This is a genomic window from Geodermatophilus sp. SYSU D00691 (genome assembly GCF_054050275.1).
In genome coordinates this window covers 1-20,460 of sequence record NZ_JBJGYZ010000027.1, presented here as the reverse complement: position 1 = coordinate 20,460, position 20,460 = coordinate 1, and the positions used below count along the sequence as shown (strand labels likewise).

Annotated in this window: 23 protein-coding genes; 15 read left to right on the top strand and 8 right to left on the bottom strand. The window is 75.5% G+C overall.

From position 1 onward, the window contains the following. Window positions 1-58: 58 nt before the first annotated feature. The gene (locus ACI797_RS18615) at window positions 59-736 is read left to right on the top strand and encodes a hypothetical protein (protein WP_456860229.1); all 678 of its coding nucleotides are present in this window, start codon (window positions 59-61) and stop codon (window positions 734-736) included. Between the two features lie 64 nt (window positions 737-800). Further along, entirely contained in the window at window positions 801-4,082 is a 3,282-nt protein-coding gene (locus ACI797_RS18610; protein ID WP_456860228.1) for a BTAD domain-containing putative transcriptional regulator, read from the top strand. Between the two features lies 1 nt (window position 4,083). On the opposite strand, the gene ACI797_RS18605 is transcribed toward ACI797_RS18610, so the two are convergent. Beyond that, window positions 4,084-4,752, bottom strand: a complete 669-nt coding sequence (locus ACI797_RS18605) for a hemerythrin domain-containing protein (protein ID WP_456860227.1) — start codon at window positions 4,750-4,752, stop codon at window positions 4,084-4,086. Between the two features lie 116 nt (window positions 4,753-4,868). Here ACI797_RS18605 and ACI797_RS18600 point away from each other — a divergent pair, with 116 nt between their 5' ends. The 5 genes from ACI797_RS18600 (at window position 4,869) to ACI797_RS18580 (ending at window position 9,850) form a co-directional block, all read left to right on the top strand. Further along, window positions 4,869-6,320 (top strand): protein adenylyltransferase SelO, encoded by a 1,452-nt coding sequence (locus ACI797_RS18600; RefSeq protein ID WP_456860226.1) that lies wholly within the window; start codon window positions 4,869-4,871, stop codon window positions 6,318-6,320. Window positions 6,321-6,464: 144 nt separating this feature from the next. Continuing rightward, entirely contained in the window at window positions 6,465-7,151 is a 687-nt protein-coding gene (locus tag ACI797_RS18595) for a PilZ domain-containing protein (RefSeq protein WP_456860225.1), read from the top strand. 87 nt (window positions 7,152-7,238) lie between these two features. Further along, window positions 7,239-7,925: a PilZ domain-containing protein gene (locus tag ACI797_RS18590; protein WP_456860224.1), complete on the top strand. Its 687-nt coding sequence runs from the start codon at window positions 7,239-7,241 to the stop codon at window positions 7,923-7,925. A gap of 107 nt (window positions 7,926-8,032) precedes the next feature. Next, window positions 8,033-9,235: a hypothetical protein gene (locus tag ACI797_RS18585; RefSeq protein WP_456860223.1), complete on the top strand. Its 1,203-nt coding sequence runs from the start codon at window positions 8,033-8,035 to the stop codon at window positions 9,233-9,235. 54 nt (window positions 9,236-9,289) lie between these two features. Continuing rightward, window positions 9,290-9,850: a hypothetical protein gene (locus tag ACI797_RS18580; protein ID WP_456860222.1), complete on the top strand. Its 561-nt coding sequence runs from the start codon at window positions 9,290-9,292 to the stop codon at window positions 9,848-9,850. On the opposite strand, the gene ACI797_RS18575 is transcribed toward ACI797_RS18580, so the two are convergent. Continuing rightward, window positions 9,786-10,550, bottom strand: a complete 765-nt coding sequence (locus ACI797_RS18575; RefSeq protein WP_456860221.1) for a CPBP family intramembrane glutamic endopeptidase — start codon at window positions 10,548-10,550, stop codon at window positions 9,786-9,788. The genes ACI797_RS18580 and ACI797_RS18575 overlap by 65 nt on opposite strands. A 2-nt stretch (window positions 10,551-10,552) precedes the next feature. Between ACI797_RS18575 and ACI797_RS18570 the strand changes: the two genes are divergently transcribed. Both ACI797_RS18570 and ACI797_RS18565 read left to right on the top strand, forming a co-directional pair. After that, on the top strand, window positions 10,553-10,936 hold the full coding sequence (locus tag ACI797_RS18570; RefSeq protein WP_456860220.1) for a hypothetical protein: 384 nt from the start codon (window positions 10,553-10,555) through the stop codon (window positions 10,934-10,936). Then, window positions 10,933-11,133, top strand: a complete 201-nt coding sequence (locus ACI797_RS18565; protein WP_456860219.1) for a DUF6186 family protein — start codon at window positions 10,933-10,935, stop codon at window positions 11,131-11,133. The genes ACI797_RS18570 and ACI797_RS18565 overlap by 4 nt, the downstream gene beginning before the upstream one ends. On the opposite strand, the gene ACI797_RS18560 is transcribed toward ACI797_RS18565, so the two are convergent. Then, entirely contained in the window at window positions 11,130-11,951 is an 822-nt protein-coding gene (locus tag ACI797_RS18560) for a class I SAM-dependent methyltransferase (protein ID WP_456860218.1), read from the bottom strand. The genes ACI797_RS18565 and ACI797_RS18560 overlap by 4 nt on opposite strands. A 173-nt stretch (window positions 11,952-12,124) precedes the next feature. On the opposite strand from ACI797_RS18560, the gene ACI797_RS18555 reads away from it, so the two are divergent. The 3 genes from ACI797_RS18555 (at window position 12,125) to ACI797_RS18545 (ending at window position 14,084) form a co-directional block, all read left to right on the top strand. After that, window positions 12,125-12,319: a hypothetical protein gene (locus ACI797_RS18555; RefSeq protein ID WP_456540695.1), complete on the top strand. Its 195-nt coding sequence runs from the start codon at window positions 12,125-12,127 to the stop codon at window positions 12,317-12,319. A 243-nt stretch (window positions 12,320-12,562) separates the two neighbouring features. Continuing rightward, window positions 12,563-12,715, top strand: coding sequence for a hypothetical protein (locus ACI797_RS18550; protein WP_456540696.1), 153 nt, complete (start codon window positions 12,563-12,565; stop codon window positions 12,713-12,715). 25 nt (window positions 12,716-12,740) lie between these two features. Further along, complete coding sequence (locus ACI797_RS18545; protein WP_456860217.1) at window positions 12,741-14,084, top strand: adenylate/guanylate cyclase domain-containing protein; 1,344 nt, start codon at window positions 12,741-12,743, stop codon at window positions 14,082-14,084. Between the two features lie 13 nt (window positions 14,085-14,097). Here ACI797_RS18545 and ACI797_RS18540 read toward each other — a convergent pair whose 3' ends face one another. After that, window positions 14,098-14,973 (bottom strand): hypothetical protein, encoded by an 876-nt coding sequence (locus ACI797_RS18540; RefSeq protein ID WP_456860216.1) that lies wholly within the window; start codon window positions 14,971-14,973, stop codon window positions 14,098-14,100. A 100-nt stretch (window positions 14,974-15,073) separates the two neighbouring features. Here ACI797_RS18540 and ACI797_RS18535 point away from each other — a divergent pair, with 100 nt between their 5' ends. Continuing rightward, window positions 15,074-15,487 carry a hypothetical protein gene (locus ACI797_RS18535; RefSeq protein WP_456860215.1) on the top strand — a complete coding sequence of 138 codons (414 nt, stop codon included), beginning with the start codon at window positions 15,074-15,076 and terminating at the stop codon, window positions 15,485-15,487. 33 nt (window positions 15,488-15,520) lie between these two features. Here the strand turns inward: ACI797_RS18535 and ACI797_RS18530 are convergent, their stop codons facing one another. After that, a complete protein-coding gene (locus tag ACI797_RS18530) occupies window positions 15,521-16,474 on the bottom strand; it encodes a patatin-like phospholipase family protein (RefSeq protein WP_456860214.1) in 954 nt (317 codons plus the stop codon). A gap of 166 nt (window positions 16,475-16,640) precedes the next feature. Here ACI797_RS18530 and ACI797_RS18525 point away from each other — a divergent pair, with 166 nt between their 5' ends. Beyond that, window positions 16,641-16,949 (top strand): hypothetical protein, encoded by a 309-nt coding sequence (locus ACI797_RS18525; protein ID WP_456860213.1) that lies wholly within the window; start codon window positions 16,641-16,643, stop codon window positions 16,947-16,949. 23 nt (window positions 16,950-16,972) lie between these two features. On the opposite strand, the gene ACI797_RS18520 is transcribed toward ACI797_RS18525, so the two are convergent. The 3 genes from ACI797_RS18520 to ACI797_RS18510 all read right to left on the bottom strand — a co-directional run bounded on the left by ACI797_RS18520 (window position 16,973) and on the right by ACI797_RS18510 (window position 19,237). After that, window positions 16,973-17,185, bottom strand: coding sequence for a hypothetical protein (locus ACI797_RS18520; RefSeq protein ID WP_456860212.1), 213 nt, complete (start codon window positions 17,183-17,185; stop codon window positions 16,973-16,975). Between the two features lie 564 nt (window positions 17,186-17,749). Continuing rightward, on the bottom strand, window positions 17,750-18,589 hold the full coding sequence (locus ACI797_RS18515; RefSeq protein WP_456860211.1) for a trypsin-like serine protease: 840 nt from the start codon (window positions 18,587-18,589) through the stop codon (window positions 17,750-17,752). A gap of 297 nt (window positions 18,590-18,886) precedes the next feature. After that, entirely contained in the window at window positions 18,887-19,237 is a 351-nt protein-coding gene (locus ACI797_RS18510) for a hypothetical protein (protein ID WP_456860210.1), read from the bottom strand. 421 nt (window positions 19,238-19,658) lie between these two features. Here ACI797_RS18510 and ACI797_RS18505 point away from each other — a divergent pair, with 421 nt between their 5' ends. Continuing rightward, complete coding sequence (locus ACI797_RS18505; RefSeq protein ID WP_456860209.1) at window positions 19,659-20,291, top strand: TasA family protein; 633 nt, start codon at window positions 19,659-19,661, stop codon at window positions 20,289-20,291. The last annotated feature ends 169 nt before the right edge of the window (window positions 20,292-20,460 follow it).

Genomic DNA, 20,460 nt, shown 5'->3' with positions numbered 1-20,460 from the left:
CCCGCCGTGTCCAGTCGTCGTCCACCGGGTTGCAAGAGCGCCGCCCCACCGTGGCGCCATGACGAACACCCCGAACCCCCCGACCCGGACCCTCGGCTGGCGGCTCGCCCTCGTGGCCGGCGGCGTCGCCCTGCTGGCCGGCGGCGCCCTGCACCCCGACGCCGAGGCCCGCGACTCCCTGCGCGAGGAGCTCGCGACCATGACCGCCGACCCGGCGTGGGTGCCCGGGCACGCGCTGCTCGTGGTCGGCATCGTGCTGGTGCTCACCGGCCTCTGGACGGCGTACCGGCAGCGGGTCTGGCCGCGCACGACCGACCGCGCGCTCGTGGTCGCGGTCGTCGCCTTCGCCCTGTACGCCGTCGAGACGGTCGTCCACCTGGCGGCGGCCGCCGACGCGCACGCCCTGCACCACGGGGACGCCGCGCCGGTCGCCTTCGCGCACATCGGCCTGGCCGCCGTCCTCTACCCGCTGAGCGGCGCGGCGCTGGTCGTCCTGGCCGTCACGCTGGGCCGGGCCCTCGGCGGCGCGGCGCGGTTCGCCGCCGTCCCGGGCGTCGTCGCCGGACTGGCGCACGCGGCGTCGGTGCCCCTCACCCTGCTCCTGCCCGACACGGAGTTCACGCCGGTCTTCGCCGCTGCGGGTGTGCTCATGGCGGTCTGGGCGATCGCGACCGGCCTGGTCGGCGCCGGGCGCCGCGCGCCGACGCCCGTGCGGGAGCTCGATCCGGTCGGCTGACCGAGGGCGACGACGGCGCCGGACTTGGGTCCGGCGCCGTCGTCGTGCCCCTAGCATCCGCGCCGTGCAGGTCCGGGTGCTCGGGGGGCTCGACGTCGCGCTGGACGGGGCGACGCCCGACCTGGGCGGGCCCAAGCCGCGGGCGATGCTGGCGCTGCTGGTCGCCGCGGAGGGCCGGCCGGTCTCGGTGGCGCACCTGGTCGACCAGATCTGGGGCGAGGACCCGCCCGCCCGCGTCGAGGCGTCGCTGCAGTCCTACGTCGCCCGGCTGCGCCGGGTGCTCGAGCCCGCGCGGCGCGCCCGTGCCACGGCCGACCGGCTGCGCACCCACCCCGGTGGCTACTCGCTGACGCTGGGGGTCGAGGACGTCGACGCGCGGCGGTTCGCCGACCTGGTGCGCCGCGCCCGCGGGGCCACCGGCGCGGCAGCCGAGGCGCTGTTCGACGAGGCGCTCGCGCTGTGGCGGGGCGAGCCCTACGCCGGGCTCACCGAGAGCTCCCCGTCGCTGGCCGCCGAGGCGGTCCGGCTCACCGAGCTGCGCCTCACCGCGCTCGAGGAGCTGTGGGAGCTGCGCCTGGGCCGCGACGACCGCACCGCGGCGGCCGAGCTCGAGCAGCTGGTGCGCCTGCACCCCTCCCGGGAACGCCTCTGGGGCCTGCTGGCCCTCGCCCAGTACCGGGCCGCCCGGCAGGCCGACGCGCTGGAGACGCTGCGGCGGGCGCGGGCGCACCTGGCCGACGAGCTGGGCATCGACCCCGGCCCCGCGCTGCGCGACCTCGAGGCGGCGGTCCTCCGGCAGGACCCCCAGCTGGCGCCCCGCCCGGCGCCGGCCCCGGAGCGCGTGCCGGACGAGCCGGTCGGCGCCCTCGGCCTGGTCGGCCGCGACGCCGAGCTCACCGCCGCCGGGCAGGCGCTGGCCGGCGCCGCCCGCGGGCGCGGCCGTGTCGTCCTGGTCAGCGGTGAGCCCGGCATCGGCAAGACCCGCTTCACCGAGGAGCTGCTGACCCGCGGCGCCGCCGCGGGCTTCCGCGTCGGCCGGGGCACCTGGGAGCCCGACGGCGGCCCGCCGCTGCAGGGCTGGACCGCGGCCGCGCGCGGCGCCTTCGGCCGCGACGACGTCCTCTCCCCCACCCGCGGCGCCGAGCGCGACGCCGCCGCCGAGAGCTACCGGCTCGCCGAGTCGCTGGTCGACGCGGTGGCCGCCGGTCCGCCGGTGCTGCTGGTCCTGGACGACGTGCACTGGGCCGACTCCGACAGCCTCCGGCTGGTCCGCCGGGTGGCCGCCCGGCTCGCCACCGTGCCGGCCGTGCTGGTGGTCGCGCTGCGGACGACGACCGCCGACACCCACGCCGCCGTCGCCGACCTGCTCGGCTCCCTGGCCCGGCTCGACCCGCTGCGGGTGGAGCTGGCCGGCATCGACGCCGGCGCCGTCGTGGCGCACGTGGGGGCGACCACCGGGGTCGAGGTCTCCGACGAGGTGGCCGCCGAGCTCGTCGCGCGGACCAGCGGCAACCCGTTCTTCGTCACCGAGGTGGTGCGCCTGCTGGCCGCGGAGGGCGCGCTCTCCCGTCCGGACGCGCCGGCCTGGCGGTCGGTGCCGCGGGGGGTGCGGGACGTCGTCCGGCAGCGGCTGGCGCAGACGCCGCCGGCCACCGCCGAGGTCCTCGCGGTCGGCGCGGTGGCCGGGCGCGCCTTCGACGTGACCGTGGTGGAGCAGGCGACCGGGCGGTCGGGGGCCGAGGTCGACGAGGCGGTGGAGACCGCGCTCGTGCTGGGCCTGGTCGAGGAGTCGGACCCCGGCCGCTACCGGTTCACCCACGCCCTGGTGCGCGACGCGGTCTACGAGACGCTGCGCGCGCCGGCCCGCGCCCGGGCGCACGCCCAGGTGGCGGCCGCCCTCGAGGACCGGCACGCCAGCCGGGTCGCCGAGCACGCCGCGGAGCTGGCTGAGCACTACCGGCTGGCCGGTCCGGCGCACGCCCGTTCGGCCTGGACCTTCGCCCGCCGCGCGGCCGAGGCGGCGGCCGCCCGGTCGGCGCACGAGGAGGCGCGACGGCTGTTCGCCTCGGCCGCGCAGCTGCAGGAGCAGGACGGCGCCGTCACCGACGCCGAGCGGGAGACCGTGACCCTCGGCTTGTCGCGGGCGCTGCGCCGGCTCGGCCGGCCGCTGGAGGCGTGGCCGCCGCTGGCGGCCGCCGGGGAGCTGCGGCTGCGCCGCGGCGAGCTGCGCCGCGCCGCGGAGGTGCTGCTGGAGATCACCGACGGCGCGGTGTGGGGCTGGCGGATGCGGGCCGACGTGGACCGGTCGGCGATCGAGCTGTGGCGGGCGGTGCTGGACGGCGACCTGCCGCCGGCGCTGCGGGCGCGGGTGGAGGCGGCGCTGGCGCTGGAGCACCTCTACGCCCCCGACGGCGCCGCCGCCGGGACGGCGCTGGCCGACGCGGCGCTCGCGCGGGCGCGCCGCGACGACGTCGGCACGGTGGACCGGATCGCCGTCCTGCACCTCGTGACCGCGCCGCTCTCCCGGCCCGGCCTGGTGCACCGGCGGACCGCCGTCGTCGACGAGCTCGTCGAGCTGCTCACGCGCACCGGGGACGGACCGGGTCTGGCCGTGGCGCTGACCCAGCGCGCGGTCGCGCGCGGGGAGGTCGGCCGGCTGGCCGAGGCGCGGGCGGACCTGCTGCGCGCCGAGCACCTGGCCGAGCAGCACAGCCTGCCCCAGGTGCTGCTCATCGCCGGCTGGGCGCTGGCGCTGCTGCGGCAGGTGCACGGCGACCTGGCCGGGGCGGAGCAGGACCTCGCCCGGCTGGCGCGGCTGGAGCAGACGCTGGCCATGCCCGGCGGCGGGATCACCGAGGGGCAGCTCGCCACGATCCGGGAGGCCCAGGGCCGCCTCGCCGAGATGGAGCCGACGCTCCGGCAGGTGGCCGCGCACCCGCTGAGCCCGCTGCGCGACCTGCACGCCCTGGCCCTGCTCGCAACCGGCCGGGACGACGAGGTGCGGCGGCTGCTCGGCCCGTGGGCGGAGCAGCCACCGATCCTCGACGACTACCTGTGGACCAGCCTCACCGTGCTGCGCGCGCGGGTGTGGCTGGCGCTGGGCGACGGCGACGCCGTCCGCGACCTGCGCCGGGCGCTGACCCCGTTCGCCGACGTGTTCGCCGTGGGCGGGATGTCGGCGCTGTTCTCCGGCAGCGTCGCGCACACCCTGGCCGAGCTGGCCGCCGCCGAGGGCGACCTCGCCGCGGCGCGGGAGTTCGGGGAGCTGGCGCTGCGGCGGCACCGCGACGCGGGGCTGCCGGAGTGGGCGGACCGGACGGAGAAGCTGCTGGCCCGGCTGGCCTGAGTCAGGGCGTCGCCGTGCCGTGGACGACCAGGGCGTGCCTGCGGAACGCGCGGCGGGCCAGCTTCGGGACCAGCCAGCGCACCGGCGGCGGCGCCGCGGAGAGCATGTGCGCGATGACGGCGGGGTCGCCCTCGTACTGGATCATGCCCATGACCAGCGACCTCTCCGCCCGGGGCGTGCTGGCGCGGGCGCGCACGCCCATCTCGGCCCACTCGGCCGCGGTCAGGGTGCGGGCGACGATCGGCAGCAGCCGCTCCTCCTCGGCGTCGAGGTGCTCGGCGAGGAGCACGTAGAGCTCGTCGAACAGGGCGGCGAGCCGGTCGCGGTCGGCCGCCGTGGCGGTGGCCACCCAGCGGGGGCGGAGCTCGCCGATCTGCGCGAGCCGGGCGTCGACCTTCTCGTGCTGCGCCTCCATGAGCCGCACGATCGGCGCCAGCTCATCGGGCACCCTCTCCAGCAGCACCGGCCAGAGCAGCTCGTCCTCGCTGGTGTGGTGCTGGTGCAGGCCCCGCCCGATGAGGTCGAGGTGCGCGTCGACCACCCGGGCGCGCGCCACGTCGCCGTCGGCCACGCGGCGGACGACGCCGCCGGCGAGCCGGAACTCGCGGCGGAAGAGCGTGTGGACGGTGTTCATCTCGCTGGTGTCGATCGGGGCGGTGGTGGCGGTCATCGCGGTCTCCTCGGTGCGTCGGGATTGCCTGCGCACACCGTCGTCCGCCCGGTTTGCACCCGTCTTGCAGACGGCTGGACGGAATGCGCGGGCACCCCGCGGGCACTACACAGGGCGTGACCGCCGCACCGCCGTCCACCGTGCCCCTCGACGACCGCTTCGCCCGGGAGCTGCCCGAACTGGCGCTGCGGTGGCAGGCCGACGAGGCCCCCGACCCGCAGCTGCTCGTGCTCGACGAGGAGCTGGCGGCGGAGCTGGGCCTCTCCCCCGACTGGCTGCGCAGCCCGGCCGGCGTCCGGTTCCTGGTCGGCAACGAGGTGCCGGAAGGCGCCACCCCGGTGGCGCAGGCCTACGCGGGGCACCAGTTCGGCTTCTACTCGCCGCGGCTCGGCGACGGGCGGGCGCTGCTGCTCGGGGAGATCGGCGGCCACGACCTGCACCTCAAGGGCTCGGGGCGGACGCCGTTCTCCCGCGGCGGCGACGGCCTGGCCGCCGTCGGTCCGATGCTGCGCGAGCACGTGGTCAGCACGGCGATGCACGCGCTCGGCATCCCGACGACGCGGTCGCTCGCGGTGGTGGCCACCGGCCGGCCGGTGCTCCGGGAGACGGCGCTGCCGGGCGCGGTGCTCGCACGCGTGGCGAGCAGCCACCTGCGGGTGGGCTCCTTCCAGTACGCGCGGGCGACGGGCGACGTCGACCTGCTGCGCCGGCTGGCCGACCACGCGATCGCGCGGCACCACCCCGCCGCCGCCTCCGCCGCCAACCCGTACCTCGCGCTGTACGAGGCCGTGGTGACGGCGCAGGCGTCGCTGGTGGCGCGGTGGATGCTCGTCGGCTTCATCCACGGCGTGATGAACACCGACAACATGACGATCTCCGGCGAGACCATCGACTACGGGCCCTGCGCGTTCCTCGAGGCGTTCGACCCGGCGACGGTCTACAGCTCCATCGACGAGACCGGCCGGTACGCCTACGGCAACCAGCCGGTGGTGGCGGAGTGGAACCTGGCGCGGTTCGCCGAGTCGCTGCTGCCGCTGATCGACGAGGACCAGTCGCGGGCGATCGAGCTGGCCGTGGCGGCGCTGGGCGGGTTCCGGCCCCAGTACAGCGCGGCCTGGTCGGCCGGCATGCGGGCGAAGCTGGGACTGCCCGAGGGGCTGGCCGACGAGGTCGCCGACGGGCTGGTCGACGAGCTGACCGATCTGCTGCGGGCCGGCCACGTCGACCACACCTCCTTCTTCCGGTCGCTGGGGGCAGCCGCCCGCGGCGACGCCGACCCGGCGCGCAACCTGTTCCTCGACCTGGCCGGGTTCGACGCGTGGGCCGCCCGGTGGCGCGCGCTCGGCCCGGACGCCGACGCCATGGACCGGGTCAACCCCGTCTACATCCCGCGCAACCACCTGGTCGAGGAGGCGCTGACCGCCGCGACCGACGGCGACCTGACCCCGCTGCGGGAGCTGCTGGAGGCGGTCACCCGGCCGTTCGACGAGCGCCCCGGCCTCGAGCGCTACGCCGTCCCCGGGCCGGAGAACTTCGCCGCCACCTACCGCACGTTCTGCGGGACCTAGGTCCCCGACGGGTGCGCGCCCCTCGGGCCGGTGGTGCTCCCGTGACACCGGTGGCGACGCTCCCGCGCGAGGTACTCGACGCCGGAGCCCCCGTGGCCCACTCTCTGGCCCCGCAGCGAGACCAGCTGACGGCGGAGGTGGGACGTGAAGGGCGAAGCAGGGATCGACTACCCGGAGGAGCGGGAGGCGGTGGACGTCCAGGCAGCGGGCCGCGACGACCTCGTGCAGAGCTTCGTGGAGCGGGTGGACGAGCGGGTGCTCGTGCTGACCGTGGGCGAGGACCGCACGCGGCGGCGCGTCCGCCTGGAGCCCGGCGAGCAGCTGGAGCTGATCTGGCGCGGCCCGGGTGAGATGCGTGTCCTGCCGACCGAGCTGGTCGGCGTGCAGCCGTCGGGCAGCCGCCCCACCTGGGAGGTGCGGCCGACCGGGCCGGCCGGCACCGGCCAACGCCGGTCCGCCGTCCGTGCCGCGTTCACCTTCGCGGTGGCCCTGCGCATCGGGGAGGTGGAGGTCGAGGCCACCGGCGTGGACCTGAGCGAGACCGGTCTGCGCTGCTGGCTGCCCCTCGCGTCGCTCGCGGAGGCCTCGGGCGAGGACGGCGGGAGCACCGCCGCAGCCGGGCCCGCCGAGGGGACCGCCGTCGTCGCCACCGTGCACCTGGGCTCGCACGAGGTCCCCGCCGACGCCGCCGTCGTCCGACAGCGCACCGGTGAGGGCGACCGCCTGGAGCTGTCCCTGAAGTTCGTCGGCCTCGACGACCGCCTCGCGGACGCCATCCGCCGCCGGGTGTTCGCCGAGCTGCGCGAGTCCCGGGCCCGCGAGCTGCGCTGATCCGGTCACCGGTCCCCGTCACCCGTTCGGGTGGTGGCGGGGTGCTTCGACGATCAGCGGGGGCAGCTGCCGGCCGAGGGGAAGGACGTGAAGGGGAACCCGGGGGTCGACTACCCCGCCGAGCGCGAGAGCGTCGACGTGGCTGCAGGCAGCCGCGACGACCTCGTGCAGAGCTTCGTCGACCGGGTGGGCGACGACAGCCTCGTCCTCACCGTCGGGGAGGACCGCGACCGCCTGCGCGTCCGGCTGGAGCCCGGCGAGTCGCTGGAACTGCTCTGGCAGGGGCCGAGCGGGATGCGCGTCGTCCCCACCGAGCTGGTCGCGGTGCGCACGGGCACCCGGCCTACCTGGGAGGTCCGCCCGACCGGCCCGGCCGCGAGCGGGCAGCGCCGGTCGGCCGTCCGCGCCCCGTTCACCTTCCCGCTGACCCTGCGGTTCGACGGCGCGTTCGTCGAGGCGACCGGGGTGGACCTCAGCGAGGCCGGCGTGCGCTGCTGGCTGCCGCTGGCGTCGTTCCCCGCCCGCGCCGCCGACGCGGGCGGGCCCGGGCAGACCGGGCCCGTGCTGGCCGAGCGGGCCGCGATCGCGATGACGCTGCGGCTGGGCGAGTCCGCCGTCGAGTGCGAGGGCGTGGTCATCCGGCGGCGCGAGGGCGAGGGCGAGCGCCTCGAGCTCTCCATCCGGTTCGCCGGGCTGGACGAGCGGCGGGAGGACGTCATCCGCCGCCGCGTCTTCGCCGAGCTGCGCGAGCAGCGGGCCCGCGGCATCCGCTGACCCCGCGCGACTCCTCGGTTGGCAGCCGGGTCGCGGGGTACGGGGCCTGGCACGGGGACGGACCGCCCACCGGCGGCCCGGCACGCCCTATGCCGAGGGGGACGACTATGGCACTGCCCGGACCCGACGTGGTCCCGAAGTGGGTCGGCAGGACGGTGGTCGACCAGGACGGCGCCGAGCTCGGCGTGTGCCGGGCGCTGCTGACCGACGACGCCACCGGCCTGCCGGAGTGGCTCTACGCCGAGGTCGGCGAGGCCACCGTGGTGGTCCCGCTGGTCGACGCGACCGAGGACGGCGACCGGGTCCGGGTGGCGTTCAGCGGGAACGTCGTCCGCGAGGCGCCGCCGCCCACCGGCGACACCGAGCACCTCTCCGCCGGCGAGGAAGCGGCGCTCTACCGGCACTACGGCATCGAGTACTCCGAAGAGGTCTCCGAGACCCTGCTGCCCGCCGACGAACCCGCTGGCGAACCCGCCGGCGGACCCGCCGGCGGGCCCACCGGTCCCGGCGGCGCCCGGCGCGGCGGGGCGGTGGCGGCCGCGCTGGCCGGCCTCGCGGGCCTCGCCGGACTCGCCGCCCTGGTCGCCGTCGTGCTCCGGCTGCGCCGGCGGCCCCGGCCGTCGGGCGGCCGGCCGGACGTGCGGGCCCTCGCGCTGCCGGTGGCGACGGCCCTCGGTCGTGCCGCCGGGGCGACCGGCCGGGGTGCCGTCACCGCGGCGGCCTCGGCCGTGGCGCTGGGCCAGCTGCTCGGGACGGCGACCCTGCCGCTGCTGTCGGCCACCGGCCGGCTCCTCGCCCGGGGCGCCGACGCCGGGGCGGCCGGCGTGGTGCAGGCCGCCGGTGCGACCACCCGGCTCGCCGGGGCGGTCGCACCCGTGGTGGCGGCGCGCGCGGCCGAGGTGGGCCACGCCGGCGTGGAGGCCGTCCAGCGGCTGGGCCGGACCGTCGACGTCGTCCCCGAGGCGGTGGCCGAGACCGGTGAGCGGCTGCAGAAGGAGGGTCGCAAGCTGACCCGCCGCGTCTCGCTGGGGCTCGGGCTCGGCACGGGGTACGTGCTCGGCGCCCGCGCGGGGCGGGAACGGTTCGAGCAGATCAAGCAGGCCGCCGTCGGCCTAGCGGAACGCCCGGAGGTCCAGCAGGTGCTGGGCAGGGTCGGGAGGGGGCCGCGGCCGGGGGCCGGCGCCACCACCATCGACGTCGTCGGCGGGCCACCGCTGGTCGACGACGGCACCGCCGTGGTCACCCCGGTCGAGCCCCTGCTGCCGCCCGACCCCCTCGACGGACCTCCCGGAACTCCCCCGGGCAGCTGAGCTGCAGGTAACGTCCGGCGCCGCGACCGTGTCGACGGAGGGGTGCCAGGACGCATGGCGGCGAACGCGCGGATCGGGCCGGTCGAGCGGGCGACGAACCGGTCGTGGGACGACTGGCTGGCGTTCATGGACGGCATCGGCGCCCGGGACCTCGACCACCACGAGATCGCGCTGAAGGTCTACGCGGAGCTCGAGGGCACCATCGACCAGCTCGGCTGGTGGACCCAGGCCGTGACGGTGGCGTACGAGCAGCACATCGGCCGGCGGATCCCGGGCCAGCGCCCGGACGGCACCTTCCAGATGAGCGTGAGCAGGGCGACCCGGCTCGGGATGGACGAGCTGATGGACCGCTGGACGGCCTTCGCGGCGGCCGACGACACCGTGCAGGGCGTGATCGTCGGCGGGACGCTGCGGGTGAGCGGCACCGACCGGCGGATCACCTGGCGGGCCAAGGCCGCGGACGGCTCGGCGGTCACGGTCACCAGCGAGCCGAAGAAGAACGGCACCGCCTCGATCATCGCCACCCAGATCGGGCTGCAGACGCTCGGGCTCAACGACGAGGCCCGCGAGCGCTGGGCCGCCGTCCTGGCCCGGTTCCTCGACGGCGTCGGCTGAGGCGGACGGCCGCCGCGGCCGCCAGCGTGCCCAGCGAGTTGGTGGCCAGGTGCAGCAGCACGGGGGCGAGCAGGCTGCCGCTGCGCAGCCGCAGCCGGCAGAAGAGGACGCCGGCGGCCGCCGTCCCGGAGCAGCCCAGCAGCACCGCGCCGGTCGTGCGGACCGGCCCGCGGACGACGTCGTTGGCGGCCAGCGCCTCGTACGTCGGGCGGACGTGCCAGATCCCGAAGAGCGCGGAGTCCGCCGCGACGGCCGCGCGCTGCGTCAGCAGGCGCTCGAGCGCGGCCAGCAGCACCCCGCGGAAGGCCACCTCCTCCCACAGGACGGTGCCGAGCGGGACGCGGACGAGCGTCTGGTGGGCCACCTGCGCGCCGTCGAGCGCGCCGACCCGCGCGTCGGCGAGCAGCGGGCGCAGCGCCGGCACGGCCAGCGCGGTCGCGTAGCCCGCCGCGACGGCGGCGGCGGGGGGTCCACCTCCGCGGAGCCCGGCGCGCAGCCGTCGCCGGGACAACCCCAGCTCGTGCCAGGTCAGCCCGGCCGCCCGGCCCGCCGCTCCCACCGCGGTCGCCGCCGCCAGGTTGGCGACCACGTACGACCCGGGCAGCCGCGGGACGACCAGGTTGTTCCACGCGGTCAGGACGACGGCGAGCCCGCCGGCCAGACCGAGGACCCGGCGTCGGCCTCGTGCGCGAGCATGCACCGGTGGTGTCTTCCCGCGGCACGCGTCGGCTCACCACGCTGCTCGGCGTGCCGTGCACGGCGGCGGTGGCCGTCGCCGGCGAGCTGTCGACGGGCGCGCTGATCGCGGTGGCCGGCGCCGGCCTCGCCCTGGCGGCCGTCGGGCTGGCGCAGCGGGCCGGCCGGGCTGCCCCGCCGGTCGGTCGGCGCGGCGTCCCGTGGCTGGTCCTGCTCCTGGCGGCGGTCGGCTGGGAACTCGTGCTGCTGGGGGTCGACGGGCTCCCGACGCTCAGCGACCTGCTGGACCCGGTCCTCGCGCACCCCGCCGTCCGGGGAACGGCCACGGTCGGCTGGCTGGTGCTCGGCTCGTGGCTGCTCCTCAGGCCGGGCCACGAGGACCGGCCGTGAGCGGATCCGCCGTCAGCCTGACGGGGTTCGCCGTGCTGCTCGCGGCAGCCGTCGCGCTGGAGGTCGCGGGCCGCCGCCGGCCCGGGCGGACGCCGACGGCCGGTCAGGCTGCGGGGGCCGCCATGCGGACGGCTCCCGGGCGGCTGGTGGTGCTGGCCGGCTGGCTCTGGCTCGGCGTGCACTTCCTCGCACGCTAGAAGCGGTAGTGCAGGACGATGGTGCCCTTGCGCGACCAGGCCGTGCTGTGCGCCGACAGCCGGTAGTACAGGCGCAGCACGGGCGGGAACTGCGCGATCTCGGGTTCGCGGCTGAGCAGTATCTCCCTGACCAGCCGCAGCCGGGGGTTCCAGCCCTCGAGCTCGCTGGGGTCGTCGATGCCGGGGAACCGGAGCAGACCGGAGACCCCCTTGGTGCCGGGGGTGTGCCTGGTCGCCCAGATGGCGAACTTCGGGTAGCTGTTGAAGACGACCTCCCCGCTGGGGAAGTAGTCGATCAGCCGGTCGAGCAGGGTGACGACCTCCTCCCGGTCCAGGAACCCGATCAGGCCGTCGGCGACGACCACGGCCGGGCGGCCGGTCGGGACGGCGTCCAGCCACCCCGCTGTGGTGACGTCGGCGCTGATCGCGTGGGCGTTCGGGCGGTCCGGGACCAGGCCCGCCCGGGCCTCGACCACCGCGGGGAGGTCGACGTCGTACCAGTCCACGGTGGACGGCGGGTCGAGCCGGACGGCACGGGTGTCGAAGCCCGCGCCGAGGTCGAGCCCCACGGCGTCCGGGTGCCGGGCGAGGAACGCCGAGACGACCTGGTCCATCTTCTTCGCCCGGAGGGCGGCGTTGAGCCGCAGGTTGGTGTCGATGTGCAGCCGCTCGTGGTCGTAGCCCAGCGTGCGGACGATCTCGTCGGCCATCGCGTCGCCGAGCACCGGGTTCGGCGAGCGGTTGTCCAGCGCCCGGCAGCAGAGCGTCACGAACAAGCTGTCCTCGAGCGGCGTGAACGCCGGCAGTGTGGTGGCCATGGGTCCGGCCCTTCCCGGTCGTCGCGGCTGCGGCCCCCTCCCGCCTCTCCTGCACGGCCACCCAAGCGCAGCCGGCGCACCCCGGGGCAGGGCGCTAAGACCCTGTCCCGGTTGGCCGGCGCGCTGCGCGGGCAGAACTCCTGGCGACCCAGCTCGTCGATCCAGGAGATGCCATGACCCGGTCCACCCGCGTCCGCCCGCTGCGCGCCACCGCGGCCGCCTTCGCCATCGCCGCCGCGTCGCTCACGACGGTCGCCTGCGGATCGGACGTCGTCGACGACGGCGTCGAGCAGAACGTCGAGGACACGGTCGAGGACGCCGAGCGGGAGGTCGAGGAGGGCACCGACGGCGGGGAGGGCGACGGCTGAGCAGGGGCCGCCCGGCGGTCCAGCCCCCTCACGGGGCGTGGACCGCCGCGGCGGCGTCGGAGGGAGTGCCCGAGCAACCGCCGCGGAGGCATCATGGACCTCCCTCGGCCCCCGATCCGGCAGGGGCGCGGGCACCTCTCCAGGAGGAACGCCATGAGGTCTCGAGCCGTCCGGCCGGCAGCCACGGGAGCCACCGCGACCGGGGCATCGGCGACAGGAGCCCGGAGCATCGCCTTCGCGTCCGTGCTCGCCCTCGCCTCGGGGGCCTCGGCCTTCGGCGCCGTGGCGATCTGGCACCTGGCGATCCGCAGGCTCGCGATCGAGCGGATGAGGGTGGGCTCGCTCGAGATCGACGACCTGAGGGTGCGCCACCTGCACGTCCTCGAGCAGAGCTGACCGACCGGCCGTCGGTCCGCCACCCGTGAGCGTCCCCGAGGAACCCGACACGCGGTACGCGCGCCTCGGCGCCGAACGCATCGCGTACCAGGTGGTGGGCAGTGGACCGCCCGACCTGGTCCTGTCGGCAGGGACCTTCACCAGCATCGACCTGGACTGGGAGGACCCGGCGACGGCCGCCATGTACCACCGGATGAGCCGGTTCTGCCGGCTGATCCGGTTCGACCGCCGCGGCTCGGGTGCCTCGGATCCGCTGCCACTGCGCTCCCTGCCGCCCTGGGAGTCGTACACGGAGGAGGTCCTCGCGGTCATGGACGCCGTCGGCGCACGCCGGGCGGCCGTGATGGGCGTGTTCGACGCCGGCCCGATGGCGGCCCTGTTCGCCGCCACGCACCCCGACCGGACGGTCGCGCTCGTGCTCGCGAACACCGCCGCACGGATCCTCCGTTCCGACGACTACCCCATCGGCACCGATCCGCAGCGCGCCGCCGCCGTGGTCGACCAGGTGGCCGCCACGTGGGGGTCCGAGGAGCAGGTGCACCTCCAGGTGCCCAGCCGGTCCTCCGACGAGCGGTTCCGCCGGTGGTTCGCCCGCTACACCCGCAGCATCGCCAGCCCCGGCGCCGTCCGCGCGTACCTGACCGCGATGCTGGAGGTGGACGCGCGCCCCGCGCTGGGCAGCGTCCGCGTGCCGACCCTCGTCATGCACCGCAGGGACTACGCCATGTACCGGATCGAGCATGGCCGGTACCTGGCCGACACCATCGCCGGCGCGACCTTCGTCGAGCTCCCGGGCCGCGACGGTCCGTTGGCCTGGGAGCACCCCGAGGCGGCGGTGGACGCGATCGAGGAGTTCCTCACCGGCGCACGCGGCAGCACCTCGGCGGAGAGGGCCCTCCTGACCATCGTGTTCACCGACGTCGTCGGCTCGACGGGGATCGCGGACCGTCTCGGGGACCAGAGGTGGCGCGAACTGCTCGACCGGCACGACGACACCGCCCGGCAGGTGGTGACGGCATTCGGCGGCCGGCTCGTCGAGACCGCCGGCGACGGTGTGCTGGCCACCTTCCCGGGTCCCGGTCGCGCGATCGAGGCCGCCCTCGCCCTCCGCGATGCCTGGCGCAAACTGCGCCTGGACGTGCGGATCGGCGTGCACACGGGCGAGGTGGAGCTGCGGGGGCCCGGCATCGGCGGGATCGCCGTGCACATCGCGGCACGTGTCATGCAGGCGGCCGGGGCCGGCGAGATCCTGGTCTCGCGGACCGTGCGCGACGTGCTCGTCGGATCCGGCATCGTCCTCGACGAACGGGGCCGGCGTGCGCTGAAGGGCGTGCCGCAGGAGTGGGAGCTGTTCTCCGTCGCGTCCTGATCCGCGCTCGGCCTCAGCCGAACTGCCGGTCGAACGCCTCGCGGACCCCGGTCACAGCGGCGACCACCCGGAGGTGCCGCCCGGTGACGCCCTCGCTCCAGACCCCCCGCTCGGCGTGCGGCCAGGCGTACGCCGGCGCCCCGTCGTCCAGCAGGTCGGTCAGCCCCGGTTCCCCCAACGCGGCGGCCGAGAACTCGTAGAGGTCCGGGAGCCGGGGCGCGATCGCCCCGTAGTCCAGCGCGCGGGCCAGGGGCTGCTCGCGGGCGATCGCGTCCGTCAGCGGCACCTGCAGCGGGTACGAGCTCGGGAAGGAGCGGCGCAGGTCGAGGAACAGGCACACGGTGGGCCCGCGCGGATCGGCCAGCACCGGTCCCAGAGCCGCCAGGGGCCCCAGGGCGAGACGCGGTCGGGCCACGAGCGCGTGGGTGTAGAGGACGCGCAGCAGGGCCACGTTCATCATGAAGCGTTCCGCCGGGAGCTCGGCCGCCGCGAGGTCCTCGTGCGCCAGGTAGGCGCCCACGATGCTGGCGTTGTGGGCGCGGTACCAGGCCGCGGGACCAGGGGCACGGAGGAACCGTCCCCACAGCTCGACGCTGACCGCGCTCGGTGTCCCGGGTGCGCCGGCGGTCAGCAGGTCGGCCTCCACCTTGTCCCGCAGCAACCGGTCGTTGACCGCCCGCCACCAGGGGCTGCCCGGCCGCCGGCCGGCAACCGGCGCGAGCACGCCCCTGCTCAACTCCCACCGCAGGAAACCGAGCTCGGCCGCGGCATACCGTCTCCGCGGCCCGGAGGCGTCCCGGTAGAACCGCGCCGCGACCTCGTACCGGCCGGCCGGCTCGTCCCGGACCCGCGCCACGGCCCGGGTCGCTGCCGCGGCCGCATCAGCCATCGCACGCCGTCCAGTCGGGTCGGGCTCATCAGGGTGTCGCACCGGCGGGTGCGGCGGCATCATGCGGAACCGCGGGGGCCGATCTCCGGGAGGGACGCCCATGCTGTCCACCGAGTCACGGATCCTCGCCGCGGTCCTCCTGATCGCCGTCCCCACCGTCGAGCTCGGCGGTCTGGCGCTGCTGGCCATGCTCACGCGCCGCGATCCCGGCTTCGTCGGCAACCCGCTGCGGCAGGGGATGTTCCGCGCCGGGCACGCGCACGCCGGGGTGTGGATCGTGCTGGCGCTGGTGGCGATGCTCTACGTCGACCAGGCAGACCTCGGGTCAGGACTGGCCTGGGTGGTGCGGATCTGCTTCGCGGCCGCCCCCATCCTGATGCCGCTCGGCTTCTTCCTCTCGGTCACCTCCCCCGATGCGCAGCGCCCGAACGGTGCGATCGCGCTCGTGTACGCAGGAGGTGCCGTGCTCGCGGTGGGGGCGATCACCCTCGGGATCGGCCTGCTGGTCGCCTGACGAGGTGCAGGGCGCGAGCGGATGCCGGGAACGTCAGGACCCCTCACCCGCGGCGTAGGTGACCGATCGGCCCTCGAGGCGGTCGAGGGCCTCGGCGGCGAGGTGGGAGCCGAGCCGGATCAGCTCCCCGGCCTTGTGGAAGTCGAGGGTCCGGCAGGCGGACCGGGGGACGCTGACGAGGACGTCGGGCGGGTGGGCGGCGAGCGTGTGCCGCAGCACCGTCGTCCGCAGGGCGTTCAGGGACAGCTCGATCACGTCGAGCGTCCGCAGCCCGGGGGGCAGCGCGTCGGCGACGGGGCCCGTCGCCTCGCTCGCGGCCCGGTCGGGCGGGGACGTGCGCCAGGGGCGGACGACGTCCCGGCGGGAGCCGTTCCGGCGCCGGGGGGCCGCGTGCGGCACCTCCGCGGGGACGCGGTGCGCGCCGGTCACCGCGACCGCCACGGTGAGGTCCGCCCGGGCCGCGAGGGTGGGCGCGATGGGCAGCGGGTTCACCAGGCCGCCGTCCGCCAGCACCCGGCCGTCCACGACCACCGGGGTCATGAAACCCGGGAGCGCGACGGAGGCACGCAGGGCGGCGTCGAGCGGGCCGTCCCGGAACCACCGCTCCTCGCCGGTCCGGAGGTCGGTCGCGACCGCGGTGAACGCGACCGGCAGGTCCTCGATCCGCGCGTCGCCGGTGAAGTCGCCCAGCTTGGCGAAGAGCCGCCCGGCCCGGATGGCACCCGGCGCGCCGGGGGCGAGGTCGTAGAGGCGCAGCACGTCGCGGTGCGTCAGGCTCCGCACCCAGGCCGCGAACCCGTCGAGGGTGCCGGCGGCGTAGACGCCCCCGACGAGGGCGCCCATGGAGCTGCCGGCGACGCTGACGACGTCGTAGCCGCGGTCCTCCAGCACCTGGAGCACCCCGATGTGGGCGAACCCCCGGGCGCCCCCGCCGCCGAGCGCCACGGCGACGCGTGGGCGGCGCGGGACGGCTCCGTGTGCGGGCACGGCGCCGACCCTGTCCTGCACGGTCTCGGCAGGCGTCACCCCGCCAGGGTGACAGCTCCACCCCGGGACGTGTGGGTCCAGTGGTGCGGGAGTGACGACCGGCGGACCCCTGAGGCGCTCGGAGGGGATGACGGGAGGAGAGCTGACCGACTCAGGGAGGGCACGCATGCCGGATCAGACGTGGGGCAGCACCCAGGACGGCGAGGAGCCCCAGCTGGCGGCGATCCAGCACGGCTACGAGCTGGCGAAGGCGCACATCGCGAGCGCCACCGCCACGGAGGAGGTCGACGGCGGGGTCCCGGACACGATCGCGCTCGACGTGGCGCTCCCCAAGCCGCCGCTGACCGTCTCGCGGGGCGTCCGGGCGCCCGAGGTGGGCGGCGCGCCGCCGACCGCAGGGCCTCGGCACCGACGGCCCCGCTGGGGTTCCGCGCTCCTGCCCCGGCTGTTCGGGCCGGGCCTGCCGGCGTCGTAGGCCGGCCCCGCCACGGCCGCTGCCTAGCTCTCCGCGTCGCCCGCAGGCTGACCACTGCGTGCGGTCCACACGTTGGGCACGGAGCTGGTGCCGGCCGTCAAGCGGTACGCCTCGGCCAGCTCGTGCAGGAGCGCGGCCTTCTCGCCCGGCCGCATGGCAGCCTTCATGTTCGTCTCCGCCTGGCCCGCGATCGCGGTGAACAACGCGTCCTGCGCCCTGCGCTTCGCCTCGCTCATGGAGTACGCCTTCCTCGGTCGTGCGTCGGTCGTCCCGGTCGGACGAGCATCGCCGTAGGGGCGTCCGCCTGCTGCGGACCGCGCACCGGTTCACCCCATCGAGCGCTCGACGGTGACCGGCTGCCGCCGGCGCCCCCCACCGCGACCTGCTCCGGCACCGGGCCGAGTGGTGACGCAACCGCGTCCGGTCGGTCGCCGACGGCGGGGACCGGTCGACTGCGGAGGCATGGCGTGTGAGCTGAGGGACGACCACGTCCACGACGTCGCCGTCCTGCATGTCACCCGGCTCAGGAGTTCGCCGTGCAACTACACCGCTCCGTGGTGGACTCGTCCTCGCCCACAGCGCACCCGACCGTCCCTGCCCTCACCGAATCCAGGGCTGCCCTGGAGGACTCCACGTACCGCCGCTGGGGCTACGCCATGCTCTTCGCCGGCTCGCGGTTGGGAGAGGCCCGCACGAATCAGCCCATCAAGGGCAACGTCCTCAGCGTGGACAGGCAGCGCCTGCCGGACGGGGGCGGGCCGGCCCGAGCCGGCCCGCCACCTTGCTGGAACGACCTTCGGTCAGTCGATGTACGACCTGATCCAGTCGAGGACCTCGGGCACGTCGATGCGGTGGTTCAGCGACGTGATCCGACCGCAGAGGTTGCCCTCGAAACCGACTCCGTAGCCACCGGTGTGCACCGCCACGATCGTGTCGGTCTCCGCCACGAAGATCCCCGACCCGGAGTCGCCAGGGCAACCGCTGCCCTTGGTGGGCGACGGCGCCTGCCCGAGGATCAGCCACAGCGGGTCGAGGGTGCCGACCGCACCGCGGCTCGGGTTGTAGCGCTGCGTCGACACCCGGCGGACGAAGTCGACTGTCGGGTCGAATCCGTTGCCGATGTGGGCCTTGCCGTTCACCCCGTAACCGACGTCATTGAACCGGACGGCCGTCTGCCCGGTGGTGCCGATCAGCTCGTCGACCACTTCGGGCTCGGGCAGGTCGGCCGGCTCGATGCCGGTGACCGGCTCGTCGAGGAACACGAGGCCGTAGTCGTAGGTGAACGGCCACTCCTCCTCCACGTACTCGGGGTGAGTCACCCAGTCCGTCGAGGTGTACCAGTTGCCCTCGCCCTCGATGATCTCCCACGTCTCCAGGTCGACCGCCGCCTCCGTGTCGAAGGTGACGTACACCGTGCCCACGTTCTCCTCGTCGAAGAAGTCGGTGCAGTGCCCTGCGGTCAGGACGACGTCCTCGTCGATGAGCGTGCCCGAGCAGAAGCCCACTCCGGGAACGAGCACCAAGCCGCTGTACGGATGGCCCTCGCCGTCCGGCTGACCTCCGACCACCGCGGCTGCCGGAATGACGCCGGTGACGAGCAGGGCCGCTCCTGCAATGGCCGGTACGAGCAATCGACGCATGGATCTCCCCCTCGAGATCAGCCGCCCGCCCGGACGCCCTTCGCTCCAGTCGCGACGGAGTAGACGGGCCACGGCGGTCGAGCCGCCGCAGCCCGGCGCACGGTAAGCCGGAGAAGCACGCGACGCGCCGGGGGGACGGACCACCCCTCAGGGGCGTGGGCACGAGCGACGCGCGTCGTTCACCGACGGTGACGCGGCCGCCGCTTCCGGCTCTGTCAGCCCGCTCCGGCAGCGCGCCACTCCAGTCGCCGGCGCAGCAGGACGTCGAGGTCGAACACCTCGCCGTCCCCGGCTCCCCTACCGACGACCAGCGGGGGGTGCCGGGTGGACGTGCGCCGTCCGCCAGCGGCCGAACTGCACCGGCGGCACGTTGAGCACGTGGAGCCTGCCGTCGGTGTCGATGCCGACGGAGCAGTAGCGCTTGAGGTACCAGCCGACGACGCCGGTGCTGTGGCGGCCGACGCCCGACCATGGGCGGGCGGTCAGCTCCTCGGTCGGGAGGCCCATCTGCTGCACCTGCTCGACGGACCGGTCGATCAGGACCTGGGCCTCGTCCGACTCCTCCTGCTCACGGCGGCGCTGCGCCTGCGCGTGGTGCGCGGCCCGCTCCGACTGCTCGGCCCGGCGCCGCGCGGCGTCCTCCACCATCGACGACCTCCGTCCCGCCGGATCATGGATGCCCCGCCGTCAGACGTTGAAGCGGAACTGATCACCCCAGGTCACTGAACTGCGCGAACTCTCGTAGGGGCCCGCTGACCTGGGTGAACCCCTTCCGGCAGTTGTCATCGCTTCCCGCGATCTATCGACGTCCTGTGCCATGGATGTGCCATCGGCGAACGCCGAGCCGCCACCTGCTACACAAGTTCTGAAACGGAGACGGCCCCGTCCGGGCGCAACCGGACGAGGCCCGCCCCCCTGCTCCACGCGTGACTAGACCCGGGGAGACCAGTCAGAACTGTCCACCCGGGTTGTTGAGGATCTCTTGCGGTTTCGTGGCGCTCGGCGTGCGTCCTCGGCCTCACGGTTGACCTTGGCGCCGGAGAGGCCGGACCAGCCCGAGGGGAGCACCGTGACCGTCCAGACAAGGCGCGCTCACCGCCGTCAGACCCGTAAGGTCCTCGCCGTTCTGGCCGCCGTCGGGGTTGCCGCTTCTGTTGCCGGACTGGCCACCTACGGCGCCTTCACTGACAGCACCTCAGTCGCCACGACCGTGCAGTCGGGCATCCTGTCGCTCGACGTAGGCGCGCCGGGCGGCATCCCGCAAACCATTCCGGTGTCCACGACCGGGTTCGTGCCGGGCGACTCTCTCACCCGGGCACTCAACCTCGAGAACGACGGCACCGTGGCCTTGTCCTCGGTCAACCTGGCCACCACCGCCGGCTCCTCGAGCGCACTCACTACCGACCGAATCAACGGGCTGCAACTCACCCTGCAGCAGTGTTCCCGGGCCTGGACGCGGGGCGGCACCGATCAGCTACCGACCTACACCTGCGACGGCACGCAACGGACGTTGTACTCCGGACCGATCCTCAGCACGGCGGCGTTGCCGTCGCCGAACAGCCTGCAGCCGGGTGGTACCGACAACATGATCTTCACGATCTCCCTACCCACCAGCGCTGGAGCGATCGACGCGATGCAGGGCCTGACCGCGAACGTGAACCTTGGCTTCACCGGAGTCCAAGCGGCCGGCACCGCTCGCTGAGAGGCGCGCTGAGCCCCCCGCCGACATACCTCTGTCCGCGAGGGGCTCAGACATCCCATGGTTCCTCGGGTCAAGCCGCCGCGGTCGTGACCTCGGGCCAAGCGGTGCTCTCGTCGTATGTGGTTGTGGTCTTGAGGCAGCCGTGGAGGATGCCGACGAGGCGGTTGGC

What these genes read in the sequence shown, in the direction of transcription:
- ACI797_RS18580 (WP_456860222.1), top strand. Translation starts at nt 9,290, where the DNA reads ATGGCGGCGAACGCGCGGATCGGGCCGGTCGAGCGGGCGACGAACCGG.
- ACI797_RS18510 (WP_456860210.1), bottom strand. Translation starts at nt 19,237, where the DNA reads ATGGTGGAGGACGCCGCGCGGCGCCGGGCCGAGCAGTCGGAGCGGGCC.
- ACI797_RS18540 (WP_456860216.1), bottom strand. Translation starts at nt 14,973, where the DNA reads ATGGCTGATGCGGCCGCGGCAGCGACCCGGGCCGTGGCGCGGGTCCGG.
- ACI797_RS18555 (WP_456540695.1), top strand. Translation starts at nt 12,125, where the DNA reads ATGACCCGGTCCACCCGCGTCCGCCCGCTGCGCGCCACCGCGGCCGCC.
- ACI797_RS18520 (WP_456860212.1), bottom strand. Translation starts at nt 17,185, where the DNA reads ATGAGCGAGGCGAAGCGCAGGGCGCAGGACGCGTTGTTCACCGCGATC.
- ACI797_RS18560 (WP_456860218.1), bottom strand. Translation starts at nt 11,951, where the DNA reads ATGGCCACCACACTGCCGGCGTTCACGCCGCTCGAGGACAGCTTGTTC.
- ACI797_RS18585 (WP_456860223.1), top strand. Translation starts at nt 8,033, where the DNA reads ATGGCACTGCCCGGACCCGACGTGGTCCCGAAGTGGGTCGGCAGGACG.
- ACI797_RS18535 (WP_456860215.1), top strand. Translation starts at nt 15,074, where the DNA reads ATGCTGTCCACCGAGTCACGGATCCTCGCCGCGGTCCTCCTGATCGCC.
- ACI797_RS18525 (WP_456860213.1), top strand. Translation starts at nt 16,641, where the DNA reads ATGCCGGATCAGACGTGGGGCAGCACCCAGGACGGCGAGGAGCCCCAG.
- ACI797_RS18515 (WP_456860211.1), bottom strand. Translation starts at nt 18,589, where the DNA reads ATGCGTCGATTGCTCGTACCGGCCATTGCAGGAGCGGCCCTGCTCGTC.
- ACI797_RS18605 (WP_456860227.1), bottom strand. Translation starts at nt 4,752, where the DNA reads ATGACCGCCACCACCGCCCCGATCGACACCAGCGAGATGAACACCGTC.
- ACI797_RS18615 (WP_456860229.1), top strand. Translation starts at nt 59, where the DNA reads ATGACGAACACCCCGAACCCCCCGACCCGGACCCTCGGCTGGCGGCTC.